The sequence below is a fragment of the Chitinimonas koreensis genome (assembly GCF_014353015.1).
Lineage (GTDB): Bacteria > Pseudomonadota > Gammaproteobacteria > Burkholderiales > Chitinimonadaceae > Chitinimonas > Chitinimonas koreensis.
This window is the reverse complement of record NZ_CP060704.1, coordinates 5,050,354-5,069,770: the sequence shown is the minus strand read 5'-3', so window position 1 is coordinate 5,069,770 and position 19,417 is coordinate 5,050,354. Positions and strand designations below refer to the sequence as shown.

General features: G+C 70.0%; 20 protein-coding genes. 14 read left to right on the top strand and 6 right to left on the bottom strand.

Annotated features, from left to right (window positions below):
• Window positions 1–191: 191 nt before the first annotated feature.
• Together H9L41_RS21415 and H9L41_RS25235 are read right to left on the bottom strand one after the other, a co-directional pair.
• Window positions 192–1,229: a sigma 54-interacting transcriptional regulator gene (locus H9L41_RS21415; protein ID WP_265583868.1), complete on the bottom strand. Its 1,038-nt coding sequence runs from the start codon at window positions 1,227–1,229 to the stop codon at window positions 192–194.
• Window positions 1,151–1,564, bottom strand: coding sequence for a response regulator (locus H9L41_RS25235; protein WP_265583867.1), 414 nt, complete (start codon window positions 1,562–1,564; stop codon window positions 1,151–1,153). Before H9L41_RS25235 ends, H9L41_RS21415 begins: the two co-directional genes overlap by 79 nt.
• Window positions 1,565–1,721: 157 nt before the next feature.
• On the opposite strand from H9L41_RS25235, the gene H9L41_RS21410 reads away from it, so the two are divergent.
• From H9L41_RS21410 to H9L41_RS21355, 12 genes are all read left to right on the top strand, one after another.
• Complete coding sequence (locus H9L41_RS21410) at window positions 1,722–2,531, top strand: ABC transporter ATP-binding protein (RefSeq protein WP_028447694.1); 810 nt, start codon at window positions 1,722–1,724, stop codon at window positions 2,529–2,531.
• Window positions 2,524–3,318: a lipid asymmetry maintenance ABC transporter permease subunit MlaE gene (gene mlaE / locus H9L41_RS21405; RefSeq protein WP_028447693.1), complete on the top strand. Its 795-nt coding sequence runs from the start codon at window positions 2,524–2,526 to the stop codon at window positions 3,316–3,318. The genes H9L41_RS21410 and mlaE overlap by 8 nt, the downstream gene beginning before the upstream one ends.
• 1 nt (window position 3,319) lies before the next feature.
• Window positions 3,320–3,802 (top strand): outer membrane lipid asymmetry maintenance protein MlaD, encoded by a 483-nt coding sequence (gene mlaD, locus H9L41_RS21400; RefSeq protein WP_028447692.1) that lies wholly within the window; start codon window positions 3,320–3,322, stop codon window positions 3,800–3,802.
• A 12-nt stretch (window positions 3,803–3,814) separates the two neighbouring features.
• Window positions 3,815–4,426, top strand: a complete 612-nt coding sequence (locus H9L41_RS21395) for an MlaC/ttg2D family ABC transporter substrate-binding protein (RefSeq protein WP_028447691.1) — start codon at window positions 3,815–3,817, stop codon at window positions 4,424–4,426.
• Window positions 4,423–4,764, top strand: coding sequence for an STAS domain-containing protein (locus H9L41_RS21390; protein WP_051319341.1), 342 nt, complete (start codon window positions 4,423–4,425; stop codon window positions 4,762–4,764). Before H9L41_RS21395 ends, H9L41_RS21390 begins: the two co-directional genes overlap by 4 nt.
• An 80-nt stretch (window positions 4,765–4,844) precedes the next feature.
• Window positions 4,845–5,789, top strand: a complete 945-nt coding sequence (locus H9L41_RS21385) for an MlaA family lipoprotein (RefSeq protein ID WP_051319340.1) — start codon at window positions 4,845–4,847, stop codon at window positions 5,787–5,789.
• A 71-nt stretch (window positions 5,790–5,860) separates the two neighbouring features.
• Window positions 5,861–6,766, top strand: a complete 906-nt coding sequence (locus tag H9L41_RS21380; RefSeq protein ID WP_028447690.1) for an ABC transporter ATP-binding protein — start codon at window positions 5,861–5,863, stop codon at window positions 6,764–6,766.
• A 10-nt stretch (window positions 6,767–6,776) separates the two neighbouring features.
• Window positions 6,777–7,532, top strand: coding sequence for an ABC transporter permease (locus H9L41_RS21375; protein ID WP_028447689.1), 756 nt, complete (start codon window positions 6,777–6,779; stop codon window positions 7,530–7,532).
• A gap of 65 nt (window positions 7,533–7,597) precedes the next feature.
• On the top strand, window positions 7,598–7,819 hold the full coding sequence (locus tag H9L41_RS21370) for a BolA family protein (protein ID WP_308417341.1): 222 nt from the start codon (window positions 7,598–7,600) through the stop codon (window positions 7,817–7,819).
• On the top strand, window positions 7,801–7,941 hold the full coding sequence (locus H9L41_RS21365; RefSeq protein ID WP_157462112.1) for a hypothetical protein: 141 nt from the start codon (window positions 7,801–7,803) through the stop codon (window positions 7,939–7,941). The genes H9L41_RS21370 and H9L41_RS21365 overlap by 19 nt, the downstream gene beginning before the upstream one ends.
• An 18-nt stretch (window positions 7,942–7,959) precedes the next feature.
• Window positions 7,960–9,213: a UDP-N-acetylglucosamine 1-carboxyvinyltransferase gene (gene murA / locus H9L41_RS21360; protein WP_028447687.1), complete on the top strand. Its 1,254-nt coding sequence runs from the start codon at window positions 7,960–7,962 to the stop codon at window positions 9,211–9,213.
• Window positions 9,214–9,299: 86 nt separating this feature from the next.
• Window positions 9,300–9,869, top strand: coding sequence for a nuclear transport factor 2 family protein (locus H9L41_RS21355; RefSeq protein WP_308419546.1), 570 nt, complete (start codon window positions 9,300–9,302; stop codon window positions 9,867–9,869).
• 127 nt (window positions 9,870–9,996) lie between these two features.
• On the opposite strand, the gene H9L41_RS21350 is transcribed toward H9L41_RS21355, so the two are convergent.
• Genes H9L41_RS21350 through H9L41_RS21335 form a run of 4 tightly spaced genes read right to left on the bottom strand, consistent with a single transcriptional unit; the run spans window position 9,997 to window position 16,785 of the window.
• Window positions 9,997–11,658 (bottom strand): S8 family peptidase, encoded by a 1,662-nt coding sequence (locus H9L41_RS21350; RefSeq protein ID WP_187523581.1) that lies wholly within the window; start codon window positions 11,656–11,658, stop codon window positions 9,997–9,999.
• A complete protein-coding gene (locus H9L41_RS21345) occupies window positions 11,655–12,014 on the bottom strand; it encodes a hypothetical protein (protein WP_187523580.1) in 360 nt (119 codons plus the stop codon). The genes H9L41_RS21350 and H9L41_RS21345 overlap by 4 nt, the downstream gene beginning before the upstream one ends.
• Before the next feature lie 8 nt (window positions 12,015–12,022).
• Entirely contained in the window at window positions 12,023–16,294 is a 4,272-nt protein-coding gene (locus H9L41_RS21340) for a YadA-like family protein (protein ID WP_187523579.1), read from the bottom strand.
• 38 nt (window positions 16,295–16,332) lie between these two features.
• Window positions 16,333–16,785 (bottom strand): ESPR domain-containing protein, encoded by a 453-nt coding sequence (locus H9L41_RS21335; RefSeq protein WP_187523578.1) that lies wholly within the window; start codon window positions 16,783–16,785, stop codon window positions 16,333–16,335.
• Window positions 16,786–17,295: 510 nt separating this feature from the next.
• Here H9L41_RS21335 and hisG point away from each other — a divergent pair.
• Window positions 17,296–17,964, top strand: a complete 669-nt coding sequence (hisG, locus tag H9L41_RS21330; RefSeq protein WP_028447684.1) for an ATP phosphoribosyltransferase — start codon at window positions 17,296–17,298, stop codon at window positions 17,962–17,964.
• Between the two features lie 84 nt (window positions 17,965–18,048).
• Window positions 18,049–19,341, top strand: a complete 1,293-nt coding sequence (gene hisD, locus H9L41_RS21325; protein WP_028447683.1) for a histidinol dehydrogenase — start codon at window positions 18,049–18,051, stop codon at window positions 19,339–19,341.
• Window positions 19,342–19,417: the final 76 nt, after the last annotated feature.

Below are 19,417 nucleotides of genomic sequence, written 5' to 3'. Positions count from 1 at the left end.
GGCGGCGCGACCTGGGCGCAGGCGCCGAGGCAGAGCAGCAGCAGGACGTCGCCATGCCGGACATATCTGCCGAGGCCGGGTCGCCCGTTCGCCAGCGGACCGCGGGGGATGGAAATGGGGTGACGCGATGCGAGGCCGGGCCTCGCCCATGGGGGGCTAAGACGCTGCATTTCCTCATCCTGTTATCGTTATCATTTCTTGTCGTCGAAGAGTAGACGAAATTCGAATTGCTCGCACCGGCTGTACAGCGTCGTCCGTCGGATGCCGAGCAGCCGGGCCGCCTGGCTCATGTTGCCGTGCGCCAGCTGCAGCGCGGCCTCGATATGGCAGCGCTCGTGCCGGGCCAGCCAGTCGTCGAGGCGGAAGCCGGCGGTCCGGCGCAATGTCTGCAGCGCGGTGTCGATTCCCGGGGGCGTCGCGTCGCCGGCCGGCTCGGCTGCGGCCTGGCATTCGGCGCGCAGGGCGGCGGCGCCGACCGTCTCGCCGGCTTGCTTGGCGAGCAGGCGGATCACCATGTTGCGCAGCTCGCGCACGTTGCCGGGGAAGGCATAGTCCTGCCAGCAGGCGCGGGCCGCGGCGTCGAACACGAACGGCGCGCAGCCGAGCTCGGCCGTGTAGTGCGCCATGAAGTGCGCGAGCAGCCGCCAGCGGTCGACGCCGAGTTCGCGCAAGGGCGGCGTACGGATGTCGAGCACGGCCAGCCGGTGGTAGAGATCGGCGCGGAACCCGCCTTCGCGCGCCATCTGGGCCAGGTCGCGGTTGGTGGCCGCCACCACGCGGGCGCGGCTGCGGCGCACCTGGGTCTCGCCCAGGCGCTGGAATTCGCCGTTCTCGAGCACGCGCAGCAGCTTGGCCTGTACGCCGGGCGGCAGTTCGCCGATCTCGTCGAGGAACAGCGTGCCGTCCTCGACCTGCTCGAAGCAGCCGCCACGCGCCGAATGGGCGCCGGTGTAGGCACCGCGGGCGTGGCCGAACAGCGTGGCCTCGACCAGGTTCTCGCTCAGCGCGGCGCAGTTGAGCGCCAGGTAGGGCCGGCCGGCGCGCTTCGAGGCGTCGTGCAGCGCCTGCGCCGCGGCCTCCTTGCCGGTGCCCGATTCGCCGCAGACCAGCACCGGGTAGTCGAGCGGACCGTAGCGCCGGATCTGCCGCTTCAGGTTCGCCAGCGGCGCGCTGAGGCCGACCAGGCCGGCCACCTCGGTTGCCGCGGCCTCGCCGGCGCGCGCGAGCATCGCATCGAGCGCGGCGGGGAGACGGGAATAGTGACGAGGCCGAGCAGGCCGAGCGCATGCGCATGGCGCTCGCCCGCCGCGGCGGAAACGGCGACAATCGCGAGCTTCGGCTGCCGCTCGGCCAGGGCGGCCAGCAGTGCTTCGTCGTCCGCGCCGGCGGTTTCGCCGAGCGCGACCAGCGCCAGCCCGAAATCGGCCTCCACCGTACAGCGCACGGCTTCGCCGGGGCCCGCCGTGCGATGGTGGTAGCCCAGTTCGGCCAGCGACGCCGCCAGCATGCTGCGCAGCGCCGCGGACTCTGCCACCAGCAGGATGAATGGGCGATCGGCGTTCATCGGGAACTGTCCGGGTCTCGAACCATCGTAGCATCGCCCTTGCAGCACATGCTTTCCAGGTTGTTGTCGCACTGCAACATGAGTAGAAACCCCGAATTGCTGACCGACGAGTCAGTGCCTTAAAATTGTGCCTTTAATGCCCATAGATCGCCCCTCCGTGTCCGCCGACCCGCTTGTCGCCATCGACAACGTCACCTTCGCCTACGACCGCCGCACCATCCTCAAGGGAATCAGCCTGACGATTCCCAAGGGCAAGGTGGTGGCCATCATGGGCGGTTCCGGCTGCGGCAAGACCACGCTGCTGCGCCTGATCGGCGGCCAGATCAAGCCCTCGCGCGGCGAGGTGCGGGTGGCCGGCCAGGTGGTGCACGAGCTCGATACCGACGAGCTCTACGCCTTGCGCCGCAAGATGGGCATGCTGTTCCAGTTCGGTGCGCTGTTCACCGACATGTCGGTCTACGACAACGTCGCCTTCCAGATGCGCGAGCATACCGAGCTGCCCGAGTCGATGATCCGCGACCTGGTGCTGATGAAGCTCAACGCGGTCGGCCTGCGCGGCGCGGCCGGGCTGATGCCGTCCGAGCTGTCGGGCGGCATGGCGCGGCGGGTGGCGCTGGCCCGCGCGATCGCGCTCGATCCCTTGCTGATGATGTACGACGAGCCGTTCGCCGGCCTCGATCCGATCTCGCTCGGCGTGATCGGCCAACTGATCCGCACGCTCAATGACGCGCTCGGCGCGACCTCGATCCTGGTCACCCACGACGTGGTCGAATCGCTGGCCATCGTCGACTACGTCTATTTCGTTTCCGAGGGCGCCATCGTGGCCGAGGGCACGCCGGCCGAGATCCGCGCGTCCGACGAGCCCTTCGTGAAGCAGTTCATCGGCGGCCGGCCCGACGGTCCGGTGCCGTTCCAGTACCCGGCCAAGCCCTACGCCGAACAATTGATGGGACTGCAGCATGCTTGAGTGGCTCGATACCCGCATCCGCGCCTTCGGGACGCCGGTGGTCGACGCGCTGATCAAGCTCGGCTTCGGCTTCCGTTTCTTCGTCTCGGTGCTGTGGCACTCGCTGGCCACGCTGCGCCGGCCGCGGCTGGTGGTGCGCGAGATCTACTTCAGCGGCGTGCTGTCGCTGATCATCATCCTGGTGTCCGGACTGTTCGTCGGCATGGTGCTGGCCCTGCAGGGCTACGACACGCTGCAGCGCTTCGGCGCGTCCGAGGCGCTCGGCGTGCTGGTGTCGCTGAGCCTGTTGCGCGAGCTCGGCCCGGTGGTGGCCGGCCTGCTGTTCGCCAGCCGCGCCGGCTCCGCCATCACCGCCGAGATCGGCCTGATGAAGGCCACCGAGCAGCTGGCCGCGATGGAGATGATGGCGGTCAACCCGGTCGCCCGCGTGATGGCGCCGCGCTTCTGGGGCGGCGTGATCTCGATGCCGGTGCTGGCCGCGCTGTTCTCCGCCATGGGCATCTTCGGCGGCTATCTGGTCGGCGTGGTGCTGATCGGCGTCGACGCCGGCTCGTTCTGGGCCCAGATGCAGGCCCAGGTCGACCTGCGCTACGACATCGGCAACGGCCTGATCAAGAGCGCCGTGTTCGGCGTCGCCGTGGCCATCATCGCGGTGTTCGAGGGTTTCGACGCGCCGCCGACCGCCGAGGGCGTGTCGGGCGCCACCACGCGTACCGTGGTGACCTCGTCGCTGGTCATTCTCGGTCTGGACTTCATCCTGACCGCTTTCATGTTCCGGGGTATCTGATATGAATCGTCGTGCGTACGACTTCTGGGTCGGCGTGTTCGTGGTGCTGGGGCTGGCCGCGCTGGCCTTCCTGGCACTGCGCGTCAGCAACGTCTCGTCCGGCAACGGCCGGGCGACCTACCGCGTCACCGCGGCCTTCGACAACATCGGCGGTCTCAAGGCCAAGGCGCCGATCCGCAGCGCCGGCGTGCTGGTCGGCCGCGTCGCCGGCATCCGGCTCGATCCGGAGACCTACCGCGCCGTGGTCTCGCTCGACATCGAGCAGGGCTACCACTTCAGCCGCGATTCGTCGGCCGAGATCCTGACCTCGGGCATTCTGGGCGACCAGTACATCGGCCTGACGCCGGGCGGCGAGGAAACCATGCTCAAGAACGGCGATCGAATCACCCTGACCTCGTCGGCGCTGGTGCTCGAGAAACTGATCAGTCAGTTCATGTTCAGCAAGGCATCGGAAAATCCTACCGAGGCGAAACCCGCCCCATAACCGGAAATCATCATGCGTAAACTGTTTGCAATCCTCGCCCTGCTGGCGGGCCTCTCGGTAGCGGCCGCCGATGCGCCCGCGCCCGAGCAGCTCTTGCGCAGCACCAGCAAGGACGTGCTCGACATCATCAAGAAGGAAAACCTCACCTCGAACGACAAGCGCTTCCGCGAGCTGGTCGAGGCGCGCGTGCTGCCGGTGTTCGATTTCACCCGCCTGACCGCGCTGGCGGTGGGCCGCTACTGGAAGCAGGCGACGCCCGAGCAGCAGGCCGCGCTGACGCGCGAGTTCAAGACGCTGCTGGTGCGCACCTACTCGACCGCGGTCGGCGCCAACCGGGTGCAGGATATCGAGGTGAAGCCGGTCAAGATGGCCGACAGCGATACCGACGTGACCGTCCGCACCGAAGTCGCCATCACCGGCGGCCAGCCGTTCCCGATCGACTACCGCCTGCTCAAGACGCCGGCCGGCTGGAAGGTCTACGACGTGGCGGTCGAGGGCGTGAGCCTGGTCACCAACTACCGCACCAGCTTCGGCCAGACCATCCAGAAGGATGGGATCGACGGCCTGGTGAAGGCCCTGGCCGACCGCAACGCGGCCCAGCCGGCCAAGGCTGCCGCCAAGTGAGCACGCCCGAGGTCATCGCGCTCAGCGGCGGCCTGACGCTGGATTCGGTCTGCCGCATCCAGGCCGAGGTGGCCGGCCGGCTCCGTGCCGCCGCGCTCGGCGCGGATGCGGTCGGAGCAGCCGCACCCGGCGCAGCCACACCCGGCGCAGCCGGGGTGGTGCTCGATCTCGCCGACGTCACCGACATCGATTCGACCGCCGTCAGCCTGCTGCTGCACTGGCAGCGCGATGCCCGGGCCGCCGGCCGCACGCTGCTGCTGCGCAATCCGCCGGCCAACCTGACCAGCCTGGCCTCGCTCTACGGCGTCGAAGACTTCCTGCCGCAGACCGCCGTCTGAGCGGGCCGACGCGCGGTAGCTCCGCCGTCTATGATTGATCGACAGGCCCCGCTCGAACGGGGCCGTCCGCGGAGTGATCCATGCGCCTTTCCGTCTCCCTCGCACTGACCCTGCCGCTGCTGGCCGCCTGCGCCACGCCGGCCAATCACTACGATCCGCTCGAGCCGGTCAACCGCAAGGTCTACGCCTTCAACAGCACGGTCGACAAGGCCGTGCTCAAACCGGTCGCCCAAGGCTACGTGGCGGTGACGCCGAAGCCGGTGCGCACCGCAGTCACCAATTTCTTCGGCAATCTCGAGGACGTCTACATCGGCGCCTCCAACCTGCTGCAGGGCAAGTGGCGCGAGGCCAGCACCGATGCCGGCCGGGTGCTGTTCAACTCGACGCTGGGCCTCGCCGGCCTGATCGACATCGCCACGCCGGCCGGGCTGCCCAAGCACAACGAGGATTTCGGCCAGGTGCTCGGCAAGTGGGGCGTCGCCTCCGGCCCCTATCTGGTGCTGCCGCTGATGGGGCCCAAGACGCTGCGCGACACCGCCGACACCGTGGGCGGCATGTACGTCGATCCCAAGCGAGCGATCCAGGACCAGGCGGTGAAGAACAGCCTGACCGCGCTCGACATCGTCGACCTGCGCGCGCGCCTGCTCGGCGCCGAGAGCGTGATCAACGAGGCGCGTTTCGGCGACGAATACAGCTTCGTGCGCGACAGCTACCTGCAGCGCCGCTACAGCCTGGTGTGGGACGAGCATCCGCCGGAGCCGCTGCAACTGGGCGAGCCGGCAGACGAGGACGACGAGATCGACGTGAAGGACATCGTGGTGCCGGGCGAGACCGCTCCGGCCGCGCCCGCGGCGGACGCCAAGCCGGCTCCGGCCGGGGCCGCCGAGGCCGCTGCGGCGCCGGTCGCACCCGCGTCGACCGTCGAGCCGGCCGTGACCGGCGCCCCGCCTGCGGATTCCTCCGGGGCCGTCGAACCGGCCACGGCCGAACCGACGACGCCCGCCGCGGCGCCCGCGGTCCCTTGAACGCCGTGCCCGAGCCCGCCTGCGCGCCAGGTGATTCGGGTAGAATCCCGGCTTTCCGATCGCCGCCGACCATGTCCGTCGCCATCCGTTTTTCCGCCGTCAAGAAGCGCTTCGGTGAGCTCGAAGCGCTCAAGGGGATCGACCTCGACATCCACGAGGGCGAATTCTTCGCGCTGCTCGGCCCCAATGGCGCCGGCAAGACCACCCTGATCTCGATCCTCGGCGGCCTGACCCGTCCCGACGCCGGCAGTGCCGCGGTGCTCGGCAGCGACGTGCAGGCCGATTACCGCGCCGCCCGCCGCAAGGTCGGCATCGTGCCGCAGGAACTGACCTTCGATCCCTTCTTCACCGTGCGCGAGACGCTCGAATTCCAGTCCGGCTATTTCGGCCTGCGCAACAACGGCGCCTGGATCGACGAGCTGCTGCATCACCTCGGCCTCGCCAACAAGGCCGGCGCCAATATGCGCGCGCTGTCCGGCGGCATGAAGCGGCGCGTGATGGTGGCCCAGGCGCTGGTGCACAAGCCGCCGGTGATCGTGCTCGACGAGCCGACCGCCGGCGTCGACGTCGAATTGCGCCAGACGCTGTGGAGCTTCATCCAGCGGCTCAACCGCGACGGCCACACCATCGTGCTGACCACCCACTACCTCGAGGAAGCCGAGACGCTGTGCAACCGCATCGCCATGCTCAAGCAGGGCGAACTGGTGGCGCTCGACGACAAGCAGACGCTGATGGCCTCGCACTCGGCCCGCACGCTGTCGCTGCGGCTGGCGCCCGATGCGCTGCCGGCGGCGTTGCAGCCGCTGCTGGTCGGCGAGCGCGACGGCGCCTACCAGCTGCGGCTGGACGACTGCAACACGCTCGAGGGCATCCTGGCCCATTTGCGCGAGGCCGGCGTCGCGGTGCGCGAGATCGAGATCCTCAAGCCCGACCTCGAGTCGGTATTCCTCGACGTGATGGGCCGGAAGGCCCACTGAGCGAGCGCCCATGCAAGGCTTCAATACGCTGTTCTACAAGGAAATCCTGCGGTTCTGGAAGGTCAGCTTCCAGACCGTGGCGGCGCCGGTGCTGACTGCGCTGCTCTACCTGCTGATCTTCTCGCACGTGCTCGAGTCGCACGTCGAGGCCTATCCGGGCGTGCGCTACACCGCTTTCCTGATTCCCGGCCTCGCCATGATGTCGATGCTGCAGAACGCCTTCGCCAATACCTCGTCGAGCCTGATCCAGTCCAAGATCACCGGCAACATCGTCTACATCCTGCTGCCGCCGCTGTCGCACTTCGAGTTCTTCTCGGCCTACGTGCTGGCCGCCATCGTGCGCGGCGTGGTGGTCGGCGCCGGCGTGCTGCTGGTCACCAGCCTGCTGGCGCTGCCGGGCTTCAAGTACCCGCTGTGGATCCTGGCCTTCGCGCTGCTCGGCTCGGGCGTGCTGGCGGTGCTCGGGCTGATCGCCGGCATTTGGGCCGAGAAGTTCGACCAGCTGGCGGCGTTCCAGAACTTCATCATCGTGCCGCTGACCTTCCTCAGCGGCGTGTTCTATTCGATCAACTCGCTGCCGGCGTTCTGGCTCGGCGTGTCCCACCTGAACCCGATCTTCTACATGATCGACGGCTTCCGCTACGGCTTCTTCGGCGTCGGCGACGTCTCGCCGTGGCTGAGCTTCGGCGTGGTGGCGGCCACCTTCGTCCTTCTGTCCGCGCTCACGCTGCGCCTCCTGCGCACCGGCTACAAGCTGCGGCACTGATCATCCCGGCGCCGCCCGCGCGGCGCCTTCCCCTACTGCGAAACGTCATGGTTACTCCAGAACAAGTGAAGCAATACATCGCCGCCGGCCTCGCCTGCGAGGTGCTCGAGGTGAACGGCGACGGCCACCACTTCGAGGCCGTCATCGTCGCGCGCGCCTTCGACGGCCTGCCGCGCGTGCGCCAGCACCAGCTGGTCTACCAGGCGCTGGGCGAGCGCATGCGCGAGGAGATCCACGCGCTGTCGATGAAGACCTACAGCCCGCACGAATGGAAGAACCGCGCCTGAAGCGGGACGAGGCCCCGCCGCCCAAGCCCGCCCCGTCGGGCGAGCGGCGCTGGGGCCTGTTCCTGGTGAACCTGCCCTGGGTGATCGTGGCGCTGGTCGTCCTCTGGCTGGCGACGCGCTGACCGCCCCGAAAGCGAGACATGGACAAACTCAGAATCACCGGCAACGGCCCGCTCGAAGGCGAGATCGCCATTTCCGGCGCCAAGAACGCGGCGCTGCCCATCCTGTGCGCGTCGCTGCTGACCGCCGACACGCTGCGGCTGACCAACGTGCCGCAGCTGCGCGACGTGATGACCACGCAGAAGCTGCTGCGCGGCATGGGCATGCGCGTGATGACCGACAACGTGCACGAGATCGAGCTGACCGGCGCCAGCGTCGACACGCTGGTGGCGCCCTACGAGCTGGTCAAGACCATGCGCGCCTCGATCCTGGTGCTCGGCCCGATGCTGGCGCGCTTCGGCGAGGCGCAGGTGTCGCTGCCCGGCGGCTGCGCCATCGGCAGCCGGCCGGTCGACCAGCACATCAAGGGCCTGCAGGCGATGGGCGCCGAGATCGCGATCGAGCACGGCTACATCAAGGCGCGCGCCAGCCGGCTCAAGGGCGCCCGGGTGTCGACCGACATGGTGACCGTGACCGGCACCGAGAACCTCTTGATGGCCGCCGTGCTGGCCGAAGGCACCTCCATCCTCGAGAACGCCGCGCGCGAGCCCGAGGTGGTCGACCTGGCCGAATGCCTGATCAAGATGGGCGCGCGCATCAGCGGCCACGGCACCGACACCATCGTGGTCGAGGGCGTCGAGCGGCTGCACGGCGCCGAGCACGCGGTGATGCCGGACCGCATCGAGACCGGCACCTTCCTGTGCGCGACCATGATCGCCGGCGGCAAGGTGCTGCTGCGCAATACCCGCGCCGGCATCCTCGAGAGCGTGTTGGACAAGCTGCGCGAGGCCGGCGGCTACATCGAGGCCGGCGACGGCTGGATCGCCATCGAGATGCGCAGCCGTCCCAAGGCGGTCAGCCTGCGCACCTTGCCCTATCCGGCCTTCCCGACCGACATGCAGGCGCAGTTCATGGCGATGAACGCGATCGCCGAGGGCACCGGCGTGATCGCCGAGACCATCTTCGAGAACCGCTACATGCACGTTTCGGAGCTGGCCCGCATGGGGGCCGACATCCATGTCGACGGCCATACCGCGGTGGTGCGCGGCGTCGAGAAGCTGTCGGGCGCCACGGTGATGGCGACCGATCTGCGTGCCTCGGCTTCGCTGGTGATCGCCGGCCTCGCGGCCCAGGGCGAGACCATCGTCGACCGTATCTACCACCTCGACCGCGGCTACGAGCATATCGAGGCCAAGCTCGGCGGCGTCGGCGCCAAGATCGAACGCATCCAGTAAAGGCTTCGCCGCGTGGCGCGCCCGCCACGCCGCTGCGCACAAATAGCCACAAGCCCGGTCAGCAAGTCCTTGACCGGGCTTTTCTTTTGCCTGGCAGGTCGCTTCATGTTTTAAGTGCCTATCCACAACAGGCCGCGGCCCGAGCTGCCGCGCCGAGCCACTCCGGAGACAGCCCGCATGAACGACGAAGCCCGCCTGATCGAACGTTTCTACACCGCCTTCCAGCAGCGCGACTGGGCGACCATGGCGGCCTGCTACCACCCGAGGCGCGCTTTTCCGACCCGGTGTTCCCCGACCTGCGCGGCAAGCAGCCCGGCGCGATGTGGCGCATGCTGCTCGAAGGCGCGAGCGACCTGCAGGTGACCTTCACCGACGTCCAGGCATCCGGCGGCCGCGGTTCGGCGCGCTGGGATGCGGTCTACCCGTTCTCGCAGACCGGCCGCCGCGTGCACAACCGCATCTCGGCCGAGTTCGTGTTCCGCGATGGCCTGATCGTCGAGCATCGCGACCGCTTCGACCTGTGGGCCTGGACCCGTATGGCGCTGGGCCTGCCCGGCGTGCTGCTGGGCTGGTCGCCGATCGTGCGCAACAAGGTGCGGAAGATGGCGGGGCAGCGGCTGCAGCGCTTCATCGAAAAGCATCCCGAATACGCCTGAAGCCGGACCGGCCGCGCCGGGCCGCATGGCGGGATCGCCCGGCGCAGAAGCGCAAAGACCCCGGCCGAGGCCGGGGTCTTTGCGCTTCTCGGCATCCGCCGCCGTTGCGGCGGCGGATGCGTTCAGCTTACTGCCGTGCGACCAGGGTCACGCCGCTGTAGGACGAGACGCCGACCAGCTTGACGTAGTAGTTGCCGGCCTTCGGCGCCGTGATGCGCACCGTTTCGCTGTTGCCCGGCCGGGTCGACTTGAAGTCGTAGGCGGTGGTGGTCGGCTCGGACTCGAAGCTGACGTAGATCGAGACGTCGCCGTTGCCGCCGAGGGTCATGAAGCTCAGCACGCTGCCGGTCGCGGCCTCGAAGCTGTACAGCTCTTCGCTGCTGCCGGCGCCGGTGAGACCGGTCACGTCGATCTTGTTGATCAGCGGGGTGGCGACCGGACCGCTGCCCGGCGGTTCGAGGGCCTTGTCGAGCGCCTTCTTGGCGTTGACGATGCCGACGCCGATCGGCGTGCTGCTCGGGATGGCGACCGGGAAGGCGCGTGCGGTGCGCTTGAGCAGCGTCTCGACCTGGGCCGGCGACAGCGCCGTCGGCGCCGCGCTCTGGACCAGCGCGACGACGCCGGCCACGTGCGGGCTGGCCATCGAGGTGCCGGCCATGCCGGCGTAGGTGTAGCTGCCCGAGGTCGGTGTGGTGAGGCCGTCGTAGCCGGCCTGCCAGACGTACTGCTCGGCCGGCACCGTGCTGTCGATCACGCCGCCGCCCGGCGCCGAGATGTCGACCACCGCGCCGTAGTTCGAGTAGACCGCGCGGCCGCCCTTGATGCCGTTGGCGCCCACTGTGATCACGTTGGCGCAGCTGGCCGGGCTGAAGTTGGCCGAGTTGGCGGCGCTGTTGCCGGCCGCCACCACCACCGTGACGCCGCGCGACACCGCGCCGTTGATCGCGTCCTGGGTCAGCGTGTCGCAGGCGCCGCCGCCGCCGAGGCTCATGTTGATCACCTTGGCCGGCGTGGCATTGGCCGGTACGCCGGCGACCGTGCCGCCGGACGCCCAGGTGATGGCGTCGGCGATGTCCGAGGTGTAGCCGCCGCAGCGGCCCAGCACGCGCACCGGCAGCACCTTGGCGTTGAACGCCACGCCGGCCATGCCCACGCTGTTGTTGGTCATCTCGGCCACCGTGCCGGCGACGTGGCTGCCGTGCCAGGAGCTGTCGTGCACGGTCGAGCCCTCGTAGCACTCGTTGGCCTCGACGGTCCAGTCGCCCTGGTCGAGCGCGCCCGGCACGCGGTCGTTGGTCGGCCGGCGCGAGACGAAGGAGTCGGTGATGAAGTCGTAGCCCGGCAAGAGGTTGTCCGACAGGTCCGGGTGATTGGTCAGCACGCCGGTGTCGAGCACCGCCACCACCACGCCGGCGCCGGTCGCGATGTCCCAGGCGGCCGGCGCGTTGATGCCGCCGACTTCGTTGAACAGGTGCCACTGGTATTCGGCGTAGTAGGGATCGCTCGGCACGCTGAACGTCTTGGCCTTCGGCTTGACGGCCGCGAGCGGCAGCGCCGGGCCGCCGATCGGGTACATCTTGCGGTCGACCGTCACGTACAGCACCGATTTGTCGGCGGCCACTTCGGCGACCAGCTTGCTCATTTCGGCCGGCGTCAGCGTGCGCGACAGCCGCACCAGGTCGGCCTTCACGCCGAGCTTGCGCACATAGCTGGCGACCAGCGGCTGGGCGGCGGCGCTGCGGGTGGCGGCGCTCTGCACCAGCTTGGCGCGCGCGGCCGCGTTGTTCACCGTGCCGAGCTTGGTGGCGCTGGGGCGGCGTCGTCACGGTAGCGCACCACCAGGCGGGCGCCGGCCATGGCGTTGATATTGCCCTGCGTCACGCTCTTGATCGGCAGCGGCTTGCCGGCGGCCACGGCCGACGGTGCGCACAGGAAGGCGGACAGGACGATACCGGCAAGCGCGTGTGCGCCGTTTCCATTTTTCTTGATCACGTTGAAGCCCTCAAAAAGTACGCGTGAAAACAGACCGTCGGGTTGGCGGTGCGTGGTACGGGTGCTGCATGCCGGACCGGGGATCGTCTCGGCCGGCCGTTGGGTGGAGCGGGCCGGCTGCGGCCCGCGCGGGAGTGGGGAAGGGCGCCGCATGGCCGGCCTCACCAGCCGAAGCCGGCGCCGACGCCGACCGACTTCTGGTTGCCGCTCAATGCGCCGCCGAAGGTCAGCGCGCCGTTGTCGCCGAGCGCGCGCTGGTAGCCCAGCGAGACCGCGCGTTCGCCGCCCTGGAAGCCGAAGCCGATGCCCATGCGGTTCTCGCTGCGCACGCCGGCCGCGCTGACCGCCATGTTGACCATCGCGGCGCTGATCGCGCCCATCTGGTCGAGCCGGCGGTCCTGCACGCGGAAGCGCTCGTCGGTTTCGTTGCGGAACTTGTCGAAGCTGTTGCTCAGCACGTTGAAGCGGTTGTCGGTGTAGCTCTTGGCCGAGGTCAGCGTGCGCTGCGCGCTGCTGTCGGTGTAGCTGCGCGCGGTAGCCGCGCTGGCGTCGAGCTGGCCCTTGTTGACCGCGTCGGTGGCCTGGGTGCCGGCCGCCACGTTGGTCACCTGGCGCTCGTGGCCGGCGCTGCCGACCGAGACCGTGTCGGCGCGGTTGGCGACCGAGCCCTGGCCCAGCGCCACCGCTCCCTGCGCGGTGGCCGAGGCGCCCTGGCCCAGCGCGGTGCCCGAGGCCGCGGTGACGCGGCTGCTCTCGCCGACCGCCACCGCGTTGGTCGCGGCCGCCGAGATGGTGGCGTTGGCGCCGACCGCGGTGGAGCCGTCGGCGTTGACGCGCGCGCCGCCGCCGATCGCGGTGTCGTTGGGGCCGTGGGCGTAGGAGTCGCCGCCGATCGCCGTGCCGTTGTTGCTGTTGGCCTGGGCGCTGGAGCCGATCGCCACCGCGTTGGTGCCCTCGCCGATGGTGGCCGTGTCGCCGCCGCCGGTCGCGCCGCCGACCGCCAGCTTGTCCTTGGCGGCCAGCGTCGGGTTGGTCTCGACCGTGTTCAGCCGGGAGTCGAGCTGGGTCACCTTCAGATCGAAGGCGCCGAGCGCGTCGCCCAGGTTCAGGTAGTGGCCGCCCTGGACCGTATAGCTCGGGCCGGTCCACTCGCCGCTGGCGCTGACCGCGGCGCCGCCGCCCAGCGTGCCGGCCAGGCGGGTCAGCGCGCCGTGCAGCTGGCTGCCGTTGATCGCGTCGCTGCTGTCGGCGGCGATGCTGCCGGCGCGCAGCCGGGTCAGGATGGTGCCGGCGTCGCCGCCGCCGAGGCTGATCTTGCTCTTCTCGGCGTCGTCGTAGGCCACCGCGTTGCTGGCCACGCCGCCGATGCGGGTGTCGAGATCGCTGACCTTGTCCTCCACGGTGCCGACGCGCTGGTTGGTGGCGAACAGCTGGCCGCCGTTGACCGCGTCGGTGCTGCCCTCGGCCAGTTCGCCGTCGGCCACGTTGACGATGCGCCGTTCGCTGCCGACCGCGCCGACCGACACGGTATTGGCCTGGTCGGCCACCGAGCCGGCGCCGAGCGCCACGCTGTTGTCGGCCTGGGCCGAGGCGGCCGAGCCGAGCGCCAGGCTGTTCAGGCCGGTGGCGGCCGCCATGCCGTCGCCGCTGGCCTGCACGTAGCGGCTGGTGGTGTTGCCGACGGCGGCGACCTGGTTCAGCTGGGCCACGTTGACCGCGTCGGTGTCTTCGGTGCCGGCGGCGACGTTGGTGATCTGGCGGTCGATCGCCTCGTGGGCGCCGCCCAGCGGATCTTCCCAGGCGACGGCGGCGCCGACCGAGACGGTATTGGCGCGGTCGGCCAGCGAGCCGTGGCCGAGCGCGACGCTGTTGTCGGCGCCTTCGGCCACGCGGCTGGTGCTGCCCAGCGCGGTGCCGTTGTCGGCCAGCGCCCAGGCGGTGACGCCGACAGCGACGCTGCTGTTGTTCTGCGCATAGGCGTTGTAGCCGAGCGCGGTGGCGGCCATGCCGGCGCCGGCCTCGGTGCCGACGGCGGTGCCCTGGGCGACCCAGCCTTCGTTCTGGTTGAGCCAGTCCATCACCTTGGCGTTCTGGCCGACCGCGACCGAGATGTCGCCCTCGGCCTTGGCATAGGTACCGATCGCCGTGCTGGAGTAGCCGGCCACGGTGCCGGCGCCGTAGGCGGTGGCCCACCAGTCCTTGGCGTAGGCGCCGGTACCGACCGCGGTGCTTTCCCAGCCGTCGGCTTGGCTGAAGGCGCCGGCCGCCATGCTGAACGGCGCGTTGGAGATCGATTGCGGCCCGATGGCGACGCTGTAGGCGCCGTTGGCCTGGCTGAAGGCGCCGAGGGCGACGGTGCCGCTGCCGTTGGCCTGGCTGCCCGTGCCGAGCGCGGTGCTGACGTTGCCGGCGGCGATGGCGCCGGCGCCGAAGGCGCTGGCGGCGAAACCGGTCGCCTGGGTGGCGTGGCTGGCGATCACGGTGATGCCGTCTTCGCCGTACTCGAGGAAGGCGCCACCGACCGCGGTGGCCGATTCGCCCGACGCTGCGCTCTCGGTGCCGCTGGCGACGCTGTTGATGCCGGTCGCCTGGGCGTAGCTGCCGCTGGCGGTGGCGCCGGCAGCCTGGGCCAGCGCGTTGAAGCCGGTGGCGCTGGCGTTCTCGCCGTAGGCGAAGGTGCCGCTGCCGAAGGCGCTGGCGCCGTTGCCGATTGCGTTGCTGGCCTCGCCGGCGGCGGTGGCGTTGTCGCCTTCGGCATAGGCGCCGGCGTCGCTGTCGGCGCTGCCGGTGCCCTGGAACAGCTTGTTGGCCGCGGTCACGGTCGCTTCGAGCTGGCTGAGGTTGACCGCGTCGGTCGCCTCGGTGCCGTCGGCGACGTTGGTGATCTGGCGCTCGGCGCCGGCGCTGCCGACCGACACCGTGTCGGCGCGTTCGGCCGTCGAGCGGTTGCCCAACGCGACCGAATTGTCGGCGGTCGCCACGGTATTGGCGCCCAGCGCCAGCGAGTTGTCCGACCAGGCGCGTGCCTGCGAGCCGATGGCGGTGGAGTCGACGCCGCCGGCCTGGGTGCCGGAACCCAGCGCGGTGCTGGTATCGGCCTGGGCCTGCGCGCCCGGGCCGACCGCGACGCTGTTCAGGCCCCAGGCGGCCGTGTTCTGCTCGATGCAGATCAGGTCGGGCGGGCAGGCCATGCTGCCGCCGATCGCGACCGAACCGGCGCCGCCGGCCGTGCTGTAGTAGCCCAGCGCGACGCCGTTCGGGCCGAAGGCGGCGGATTTCGCACCGATGGCGACACCGGCGATGGCGGTGTCCGCCGCATAGCTGTCGACGCCCAGCGCGATGCTGCCGGCGCCGAGCGCGGTGCTGGTGGTGCCCAGCGCGATCGAGTAGTCGCCGATCGCGTTGGCGACCGCGCCGGCCGCCAGCGACTGCGCGCCGCCGGCATAGGCGCCGACGCCGACCGCGGTGGCGGCGAAACCGTTGGCCTGGGCGCTGGCGCCCAGCGCCGTGCCGCCGACGCTGGCGGTGGTCGCGCCGGCCTCGACCGGGGCACCGTCGACGTTGATCAGCGGGTCGCCGTTCTCGTCCAGCGCGGTGCCGCCGACCGCCACGCTGCCCGGGCCAGCGGCCAGGGCGTTGTTGCCGAAGGCGGCGCTGCTTGCGCCGGTGGCCTGGGCATTGTTGCCGAAGGCCGAGCTGTTCAGGCCCGAGGCGACGGCGTTGAAGCCGACCGCGGTGGTGTTGTCGCCGTAGGCGTTGGCGCCGCTGCCGAAGGCGGTGGCACCGTAGCCGATGGCATTGGTGGCTTCGCCGGCGGCGGTGGCGTTGTCGCCCTCGACGTAGGCGCCGGCGTCGCTGTCGGCGCTGCCCGATGCCTGGAAGTGCTTGCCGGCTTCGGCGATGGTGGTATTGAGCTGGCCGACGTTGACCGCGTCGGTGTCTTCGGTGCCGGCCTCCACGCTGGTGATCTGGCGGGTCAGGCCGTATTCGACGTCGCCGACCGAGACCGCGTTGGGCCGATCGGTGTAGGAGTAGGCGCCGAGCGCCACGCTGTTCTCGGCGTTGGCGATCGCGTTGTGACCGATCGCCACGCTGTCCAGCGGCACCGCCACGCTGTAGGCGCCGAGCGCCACGCTGGCCTCGCCGACCGAGGCCGCGCCGCGGCCGGCCGACAGGCTGCCGGCGCCGCGGGCCACCGCGCCGGCGCCGAGCGCGGTGGCGCCGTCGGCGGTCGCTTCGCTGAGGGCGCCGATCGCGCTGGCCGCGCCGTTCGCGCTCTCGGCATAGGCCGAGGCGCCGAGCGCCGTGTCGCCGAGACCGAAGCTCATCGCGCCCTGGCCGACCGCCACGCTGGCGTCGCCGTAGCCCATGCTGTAGTTGCCGACCGCGGTGGCGCCGAGGCCGGCCGCCACGCTGTCGCCGCCGACCGCCACGGTGTTGTTGGCCGAAGCCGCGCTGTTCTTGCCGATCGCTACGGCGACTTCGCCGGCGGCGTTGGCATTGGCGCCGACCGCGGCGGCGCCGAGGCCGCCGGCCTGGGCGTTGTCGCTGCCGTCGCCGGCGCCGTCGACGGCGACGTAGACCGGGTCGGCGGGGCGGCCATCGGGCGGATCAGGCCGGCTCGGGTGGTCGCCGGCGCGGCAGCGGCCGTGTCGTCCGACTGCGGACCGATTCGGCGATTGCTTGTGTTCACGTTAACGCAGCGACCTTGTACGCTCGTCCCGACGGTTGCGGCAGCCTGCCCCGGCGCGGTCACGCAGGCGGATTCGGCGGCCAGCGCAGGCAGGGTGACGCCGATGACGGAGGCGGTGACGAGCATCCGGGCGCCGCGGCTGCGACCCTTGCCGCTACTCTTGGCCAGTTCGGAAGCCACGACCAGCGCTCCCGCCGCCTTGCTCCAGACCGTGCTGTAGATCTTGTTCATGTGCCAATAAACCTCGCAAAAACGAACGGATGTAGAACGGCACGGATCAAGATCCTGTGTCGCTCGGAACGGGTAATTCCGGGAAGTTCGGACAGGTAGAGGCCGGTCGCCGTGCCTGGGAAAACCTACATTGACATGCCGATCCCGCTGCCTTGGGTTGGGCCTGCGACCCTCAAAGTAAATGGCCGGCTCCATGCTGCGCAATTGAATGTTAAAAAATATTCTTTGCTGTCGGCATAGATGCAACAGGGCGCCAGGATTGGCCAAGTCCATGATCCGTTGGCGCTTTCCTTATTCCCGGCGCAAGGCGGCAGATGGCCGGATTGGGCAGGCTGGCCGACCTGCCAGGTTGGGTGGAATGGTGGAATTGAATAGACAAGTTGTCGGCTTGTGATGTCTAAGCATTTGATGGATAAATAATTTCGCGTCATATGCTCGGTAGACAAGTTGCGCTCGCCAGCGCTGCGCCGGGCCGGCATAATCCTTCCTCCCGCCGTTCGTCGCCCCACCATGCTCACCATCGCTCTGTCCAAAGGCCGCATCTTCGAAGAGACCGTCCCGCTGCTCGCGGCGGCCGGCATCGAGCCGGCCGAGGATCCGGAACGCTCGCGCAAGCTGATCCTCGATACCAACCGCGCCGACGTGCGGCTGGTGATCGTGCGCGCGACCGACGTGCCGACCTATGTCCAATACGGTGCGGCCGATCTCGGCATCGCCGGCTACGACGTGCTGCTCGAGCACGGCGGCGCCGGGCTCTACCAGCCGCTCGACCTCGCCATCGCCCGTTGCCGGCTGATGGTGGCGGTGCGCGAGGGCTTCGACTACCCGGCGGCGGTCAAGTCGGGCGCGCGGCTGCGCGTCGCCACCAAGTACGTCGAGTCGGCGCGCGAGCACTTCGCCCGCAAGGGCGTGCACGTCGACCTGATCAAGCTCTATGGTTCGATGGAACTGGCGCCGCTGGTCGGCCTGGCCGATGCCATCGTCGACCTGGTCAGCACCGGCGGCACGCTCAAGGCCAACCAGCTGGTGGCGGTCGAGCACGTGCTCGACGTCAGCTCGCGGCTGGTGGTCAACCAGGCCGCGCTCAAGCTCAAGCGTGCCGGCCTGCAGCCGATCATCGACGCGTTCGCCTCCGTCGGCGAAGCGCCGGCCGGCCACCACCACGCCGTCCATTCCTGACGCGGGTCCGCACGCCGGCCCGCCCGTGTTCCACGCACGCCGGGCCGAGCCCGGCGACCAGAGACTGAGAAGAGTCCGACCCGTATGAGACGCCTCACCACCACCCAAGCCGATTTCCAGGCCCAGCTCGATGCGCTGCTGGCATTCGAGACCGCGCAGAACCCCGAGGTCGACGCCGCCGTCGCGCGCATCCTGGCCGACGTGAAACAGCGCGGCGACGAGGCGCTGGTCGACTACACCGCGTGTTTCGACGGCGTCGCCGCGGCGTCGATGGCGGATCTGACGCTCGACGGCGAGGCGCTCGAAGCGGCCTACCGGCGCCTGCCGGCCGAGCGGTGCGAAGCGCTCGAAGCGGCCGCCGAGCGCGTGCGTCGCTACCACGAAAAGCAGCTGCAACCCAGCTGGCAATACTGCGAGGACGACGGCACGGTGCTCGGCCAGGCGGTCACGCCGCTCGACCGGGTCGGCCTCTACGTGCCCGGCGGCAAGGCCAGTTATCCGAGCTCGGTGCTGATGAATGCGATCCCGGCCAAGGTGGCCGGCGTCGGCGAGATCGCGATGGTGGTGCCGACCCCGCGCGGCGAGCGCAACGACCTGGTGCTGGCGGCCGCCCACGTCGCCGGCGTCGACCGCGTCTACACCATCGGCGGCGCCCAGGCGGTGGCCGCGCTGGCCTACGGCACCGCCACCATCGCCCAGGTCGACAAGATCACCGGCCCGGGCAACCAGTACGTCGCCGCTGCCAAGCGCGCGGTGTTCGGCGTGGTCGGCATCGACATGGTGGCCGGCCCGTCCGAGATCCTGGTGATCTGCGACGGCGGCACCGATCCGGACTGGATCGCGATGGACCTGTTCAGCCAGGCCGAGCACGACGAGATCGCCCAGTCGATCCTGCTGTGCCCCGACGCCGGCTACCTCGGCCGGGTGGCGGCCAGCATCGAGCGGCTGCTGCCGGCCATGCCGCGGCGCGACATCATCGCGGCCAGCCTGGCCAACCGCGGGGCGCTGATCGAAGTGCGCGACCTCGACGAAGCCGCCGCGATCGCCAACCGGATCGCGCCCGAGCACCTCGAATTGTCGGTGGCCGAGCCGTGGGCGCTGCAGCCGAAGATCCGCCACGCCGGCGCGATCTTCATGGGCCGCTTCGCCTCCGAGGCGCTCGGCGACTACTGCGCCGGCCCCAACCACGTGCTGCCGACCTCGCGCACCGCGCGCTTCGCCAGCCCGCTCGGGGTCTACGATTTCCAGAAGCGTTCGAGCCTGATCTACGTGTCCGAGGCCGGCGCGCAGACGCTCGGCCGCATCGCCAGCACGCTGGCGCACGGCGAAGGGCTGCCGGCGCATGCGCGCTCGGCCGAGTACCGGCTGAACGACTGAGCCGGCACGCCGGCGCTACCCATCTACCCCGACCGGCCGGCAAGGCCGGCAACCGCATCGATCGGCTTATGAGCAC

Excerpts from the sequence above, each read along its gene's own strand:
- H9L41_RS21415 (WP_265583868.1), bottom strand. The coding sequence starts at position 1,229 with ATGCTCGCGCGCGCCGGCGAGGCCGCGGCAACCGAGGTGGCCGGCCTG.
- H9L41_RS25235 (WP_265583867.1), bottom strand. The coding sequence starts at position 1,564 with ATGAACGCCGATCGCCCATTCATCCTGCTGGTGGCAGAGTCCGCGGCG.
- mlaE (WP_028447693.1), top strand. The coding sequence starts at position 2,524 with ATGCTTGAGTGGCTCGATACCCGCATCCGCGCCTTCGGGACGCCGGTG.
- mlaD (WP_028447692.1), top strand. The coding sequence starts at position 3,320 with ATGAATCGTCGTGCGTACGACTTCTGGGTCGGCGTGTTCGTGGTGCTG.
- H9L41_RS21395 (WP_028447691.1), top strand. The coding sequence starts at position 3,815 with ATGCGTAAACTGTTTGCAATCCTCGCCCTGCTGGCGGGCCTCTCGGTA.
- H9L41_RS21385 (WP_051319340.1), top strand. The coding sequence starts at position 4,845 with ATGCGCCTTTCCGTCTCCCTCGCACTGACCCTGCCGCTGCTGGCCGCC.
- H9L41_RS21380 (WP_028447690.1), top strand. The coding sequence starts at position 5,861 with ATGTCCGTCGCCATCCGTTTTTCCGCCGTCAAGAAGCGCTTCGGTGAG.
- H9L41_RS21375 (WP_028447689.1), top strand. The coding sequence starts at position 6,777 with ATGCAAGGCTTCAATACGCTGTTCTACAAGGAAATCCTGCGGTTCTGG.
- H9L41_RS21365 (WP_157462112.1), top strand. The coding sequence starts at position 7,801 with ATGGAAGAACCGCGCCTGAAGCGGGACGAGGCCCCGCCGCCCAAGCCC.
- murA (WP_028447687.1), top strand. The coding sequence starts at position 7,960 with ATGGACAAACTCAGAATCACCGGCAACGGCCCGCTCGAAGGCGAGATC.
- H9L41_RS21345 (WP_187523580.1), bottom strand. The coding sequence starts at position 12,014 with ATGCGGCGCCCTTCCCCACTCCCGCGCGGGCCGCAGCCGGCCCGCTCC.
- H9L41_RS21335 (WP_187523578.1), bottom strand. The coding sequence starts at position 16,785 with ATGAACAAGATCTACAGCACGGTCTGGAGCAAGGCGGCGGGAGCGCTG.
- hisG (WP_028447684.1), top strand. The coding sequence starts at position 17,296 with ATGCTCACCATCGCTCTGTCCAAAGGCCGCATCTTCGAAGAGACCGTC.
- hisD (WP_028447683.1), top strand. The coding sequence starts at position 18,049 with ATGAGACGCCTCACCACCACCCAAGCCGATTTCCAGGCCCAGCTCGAT.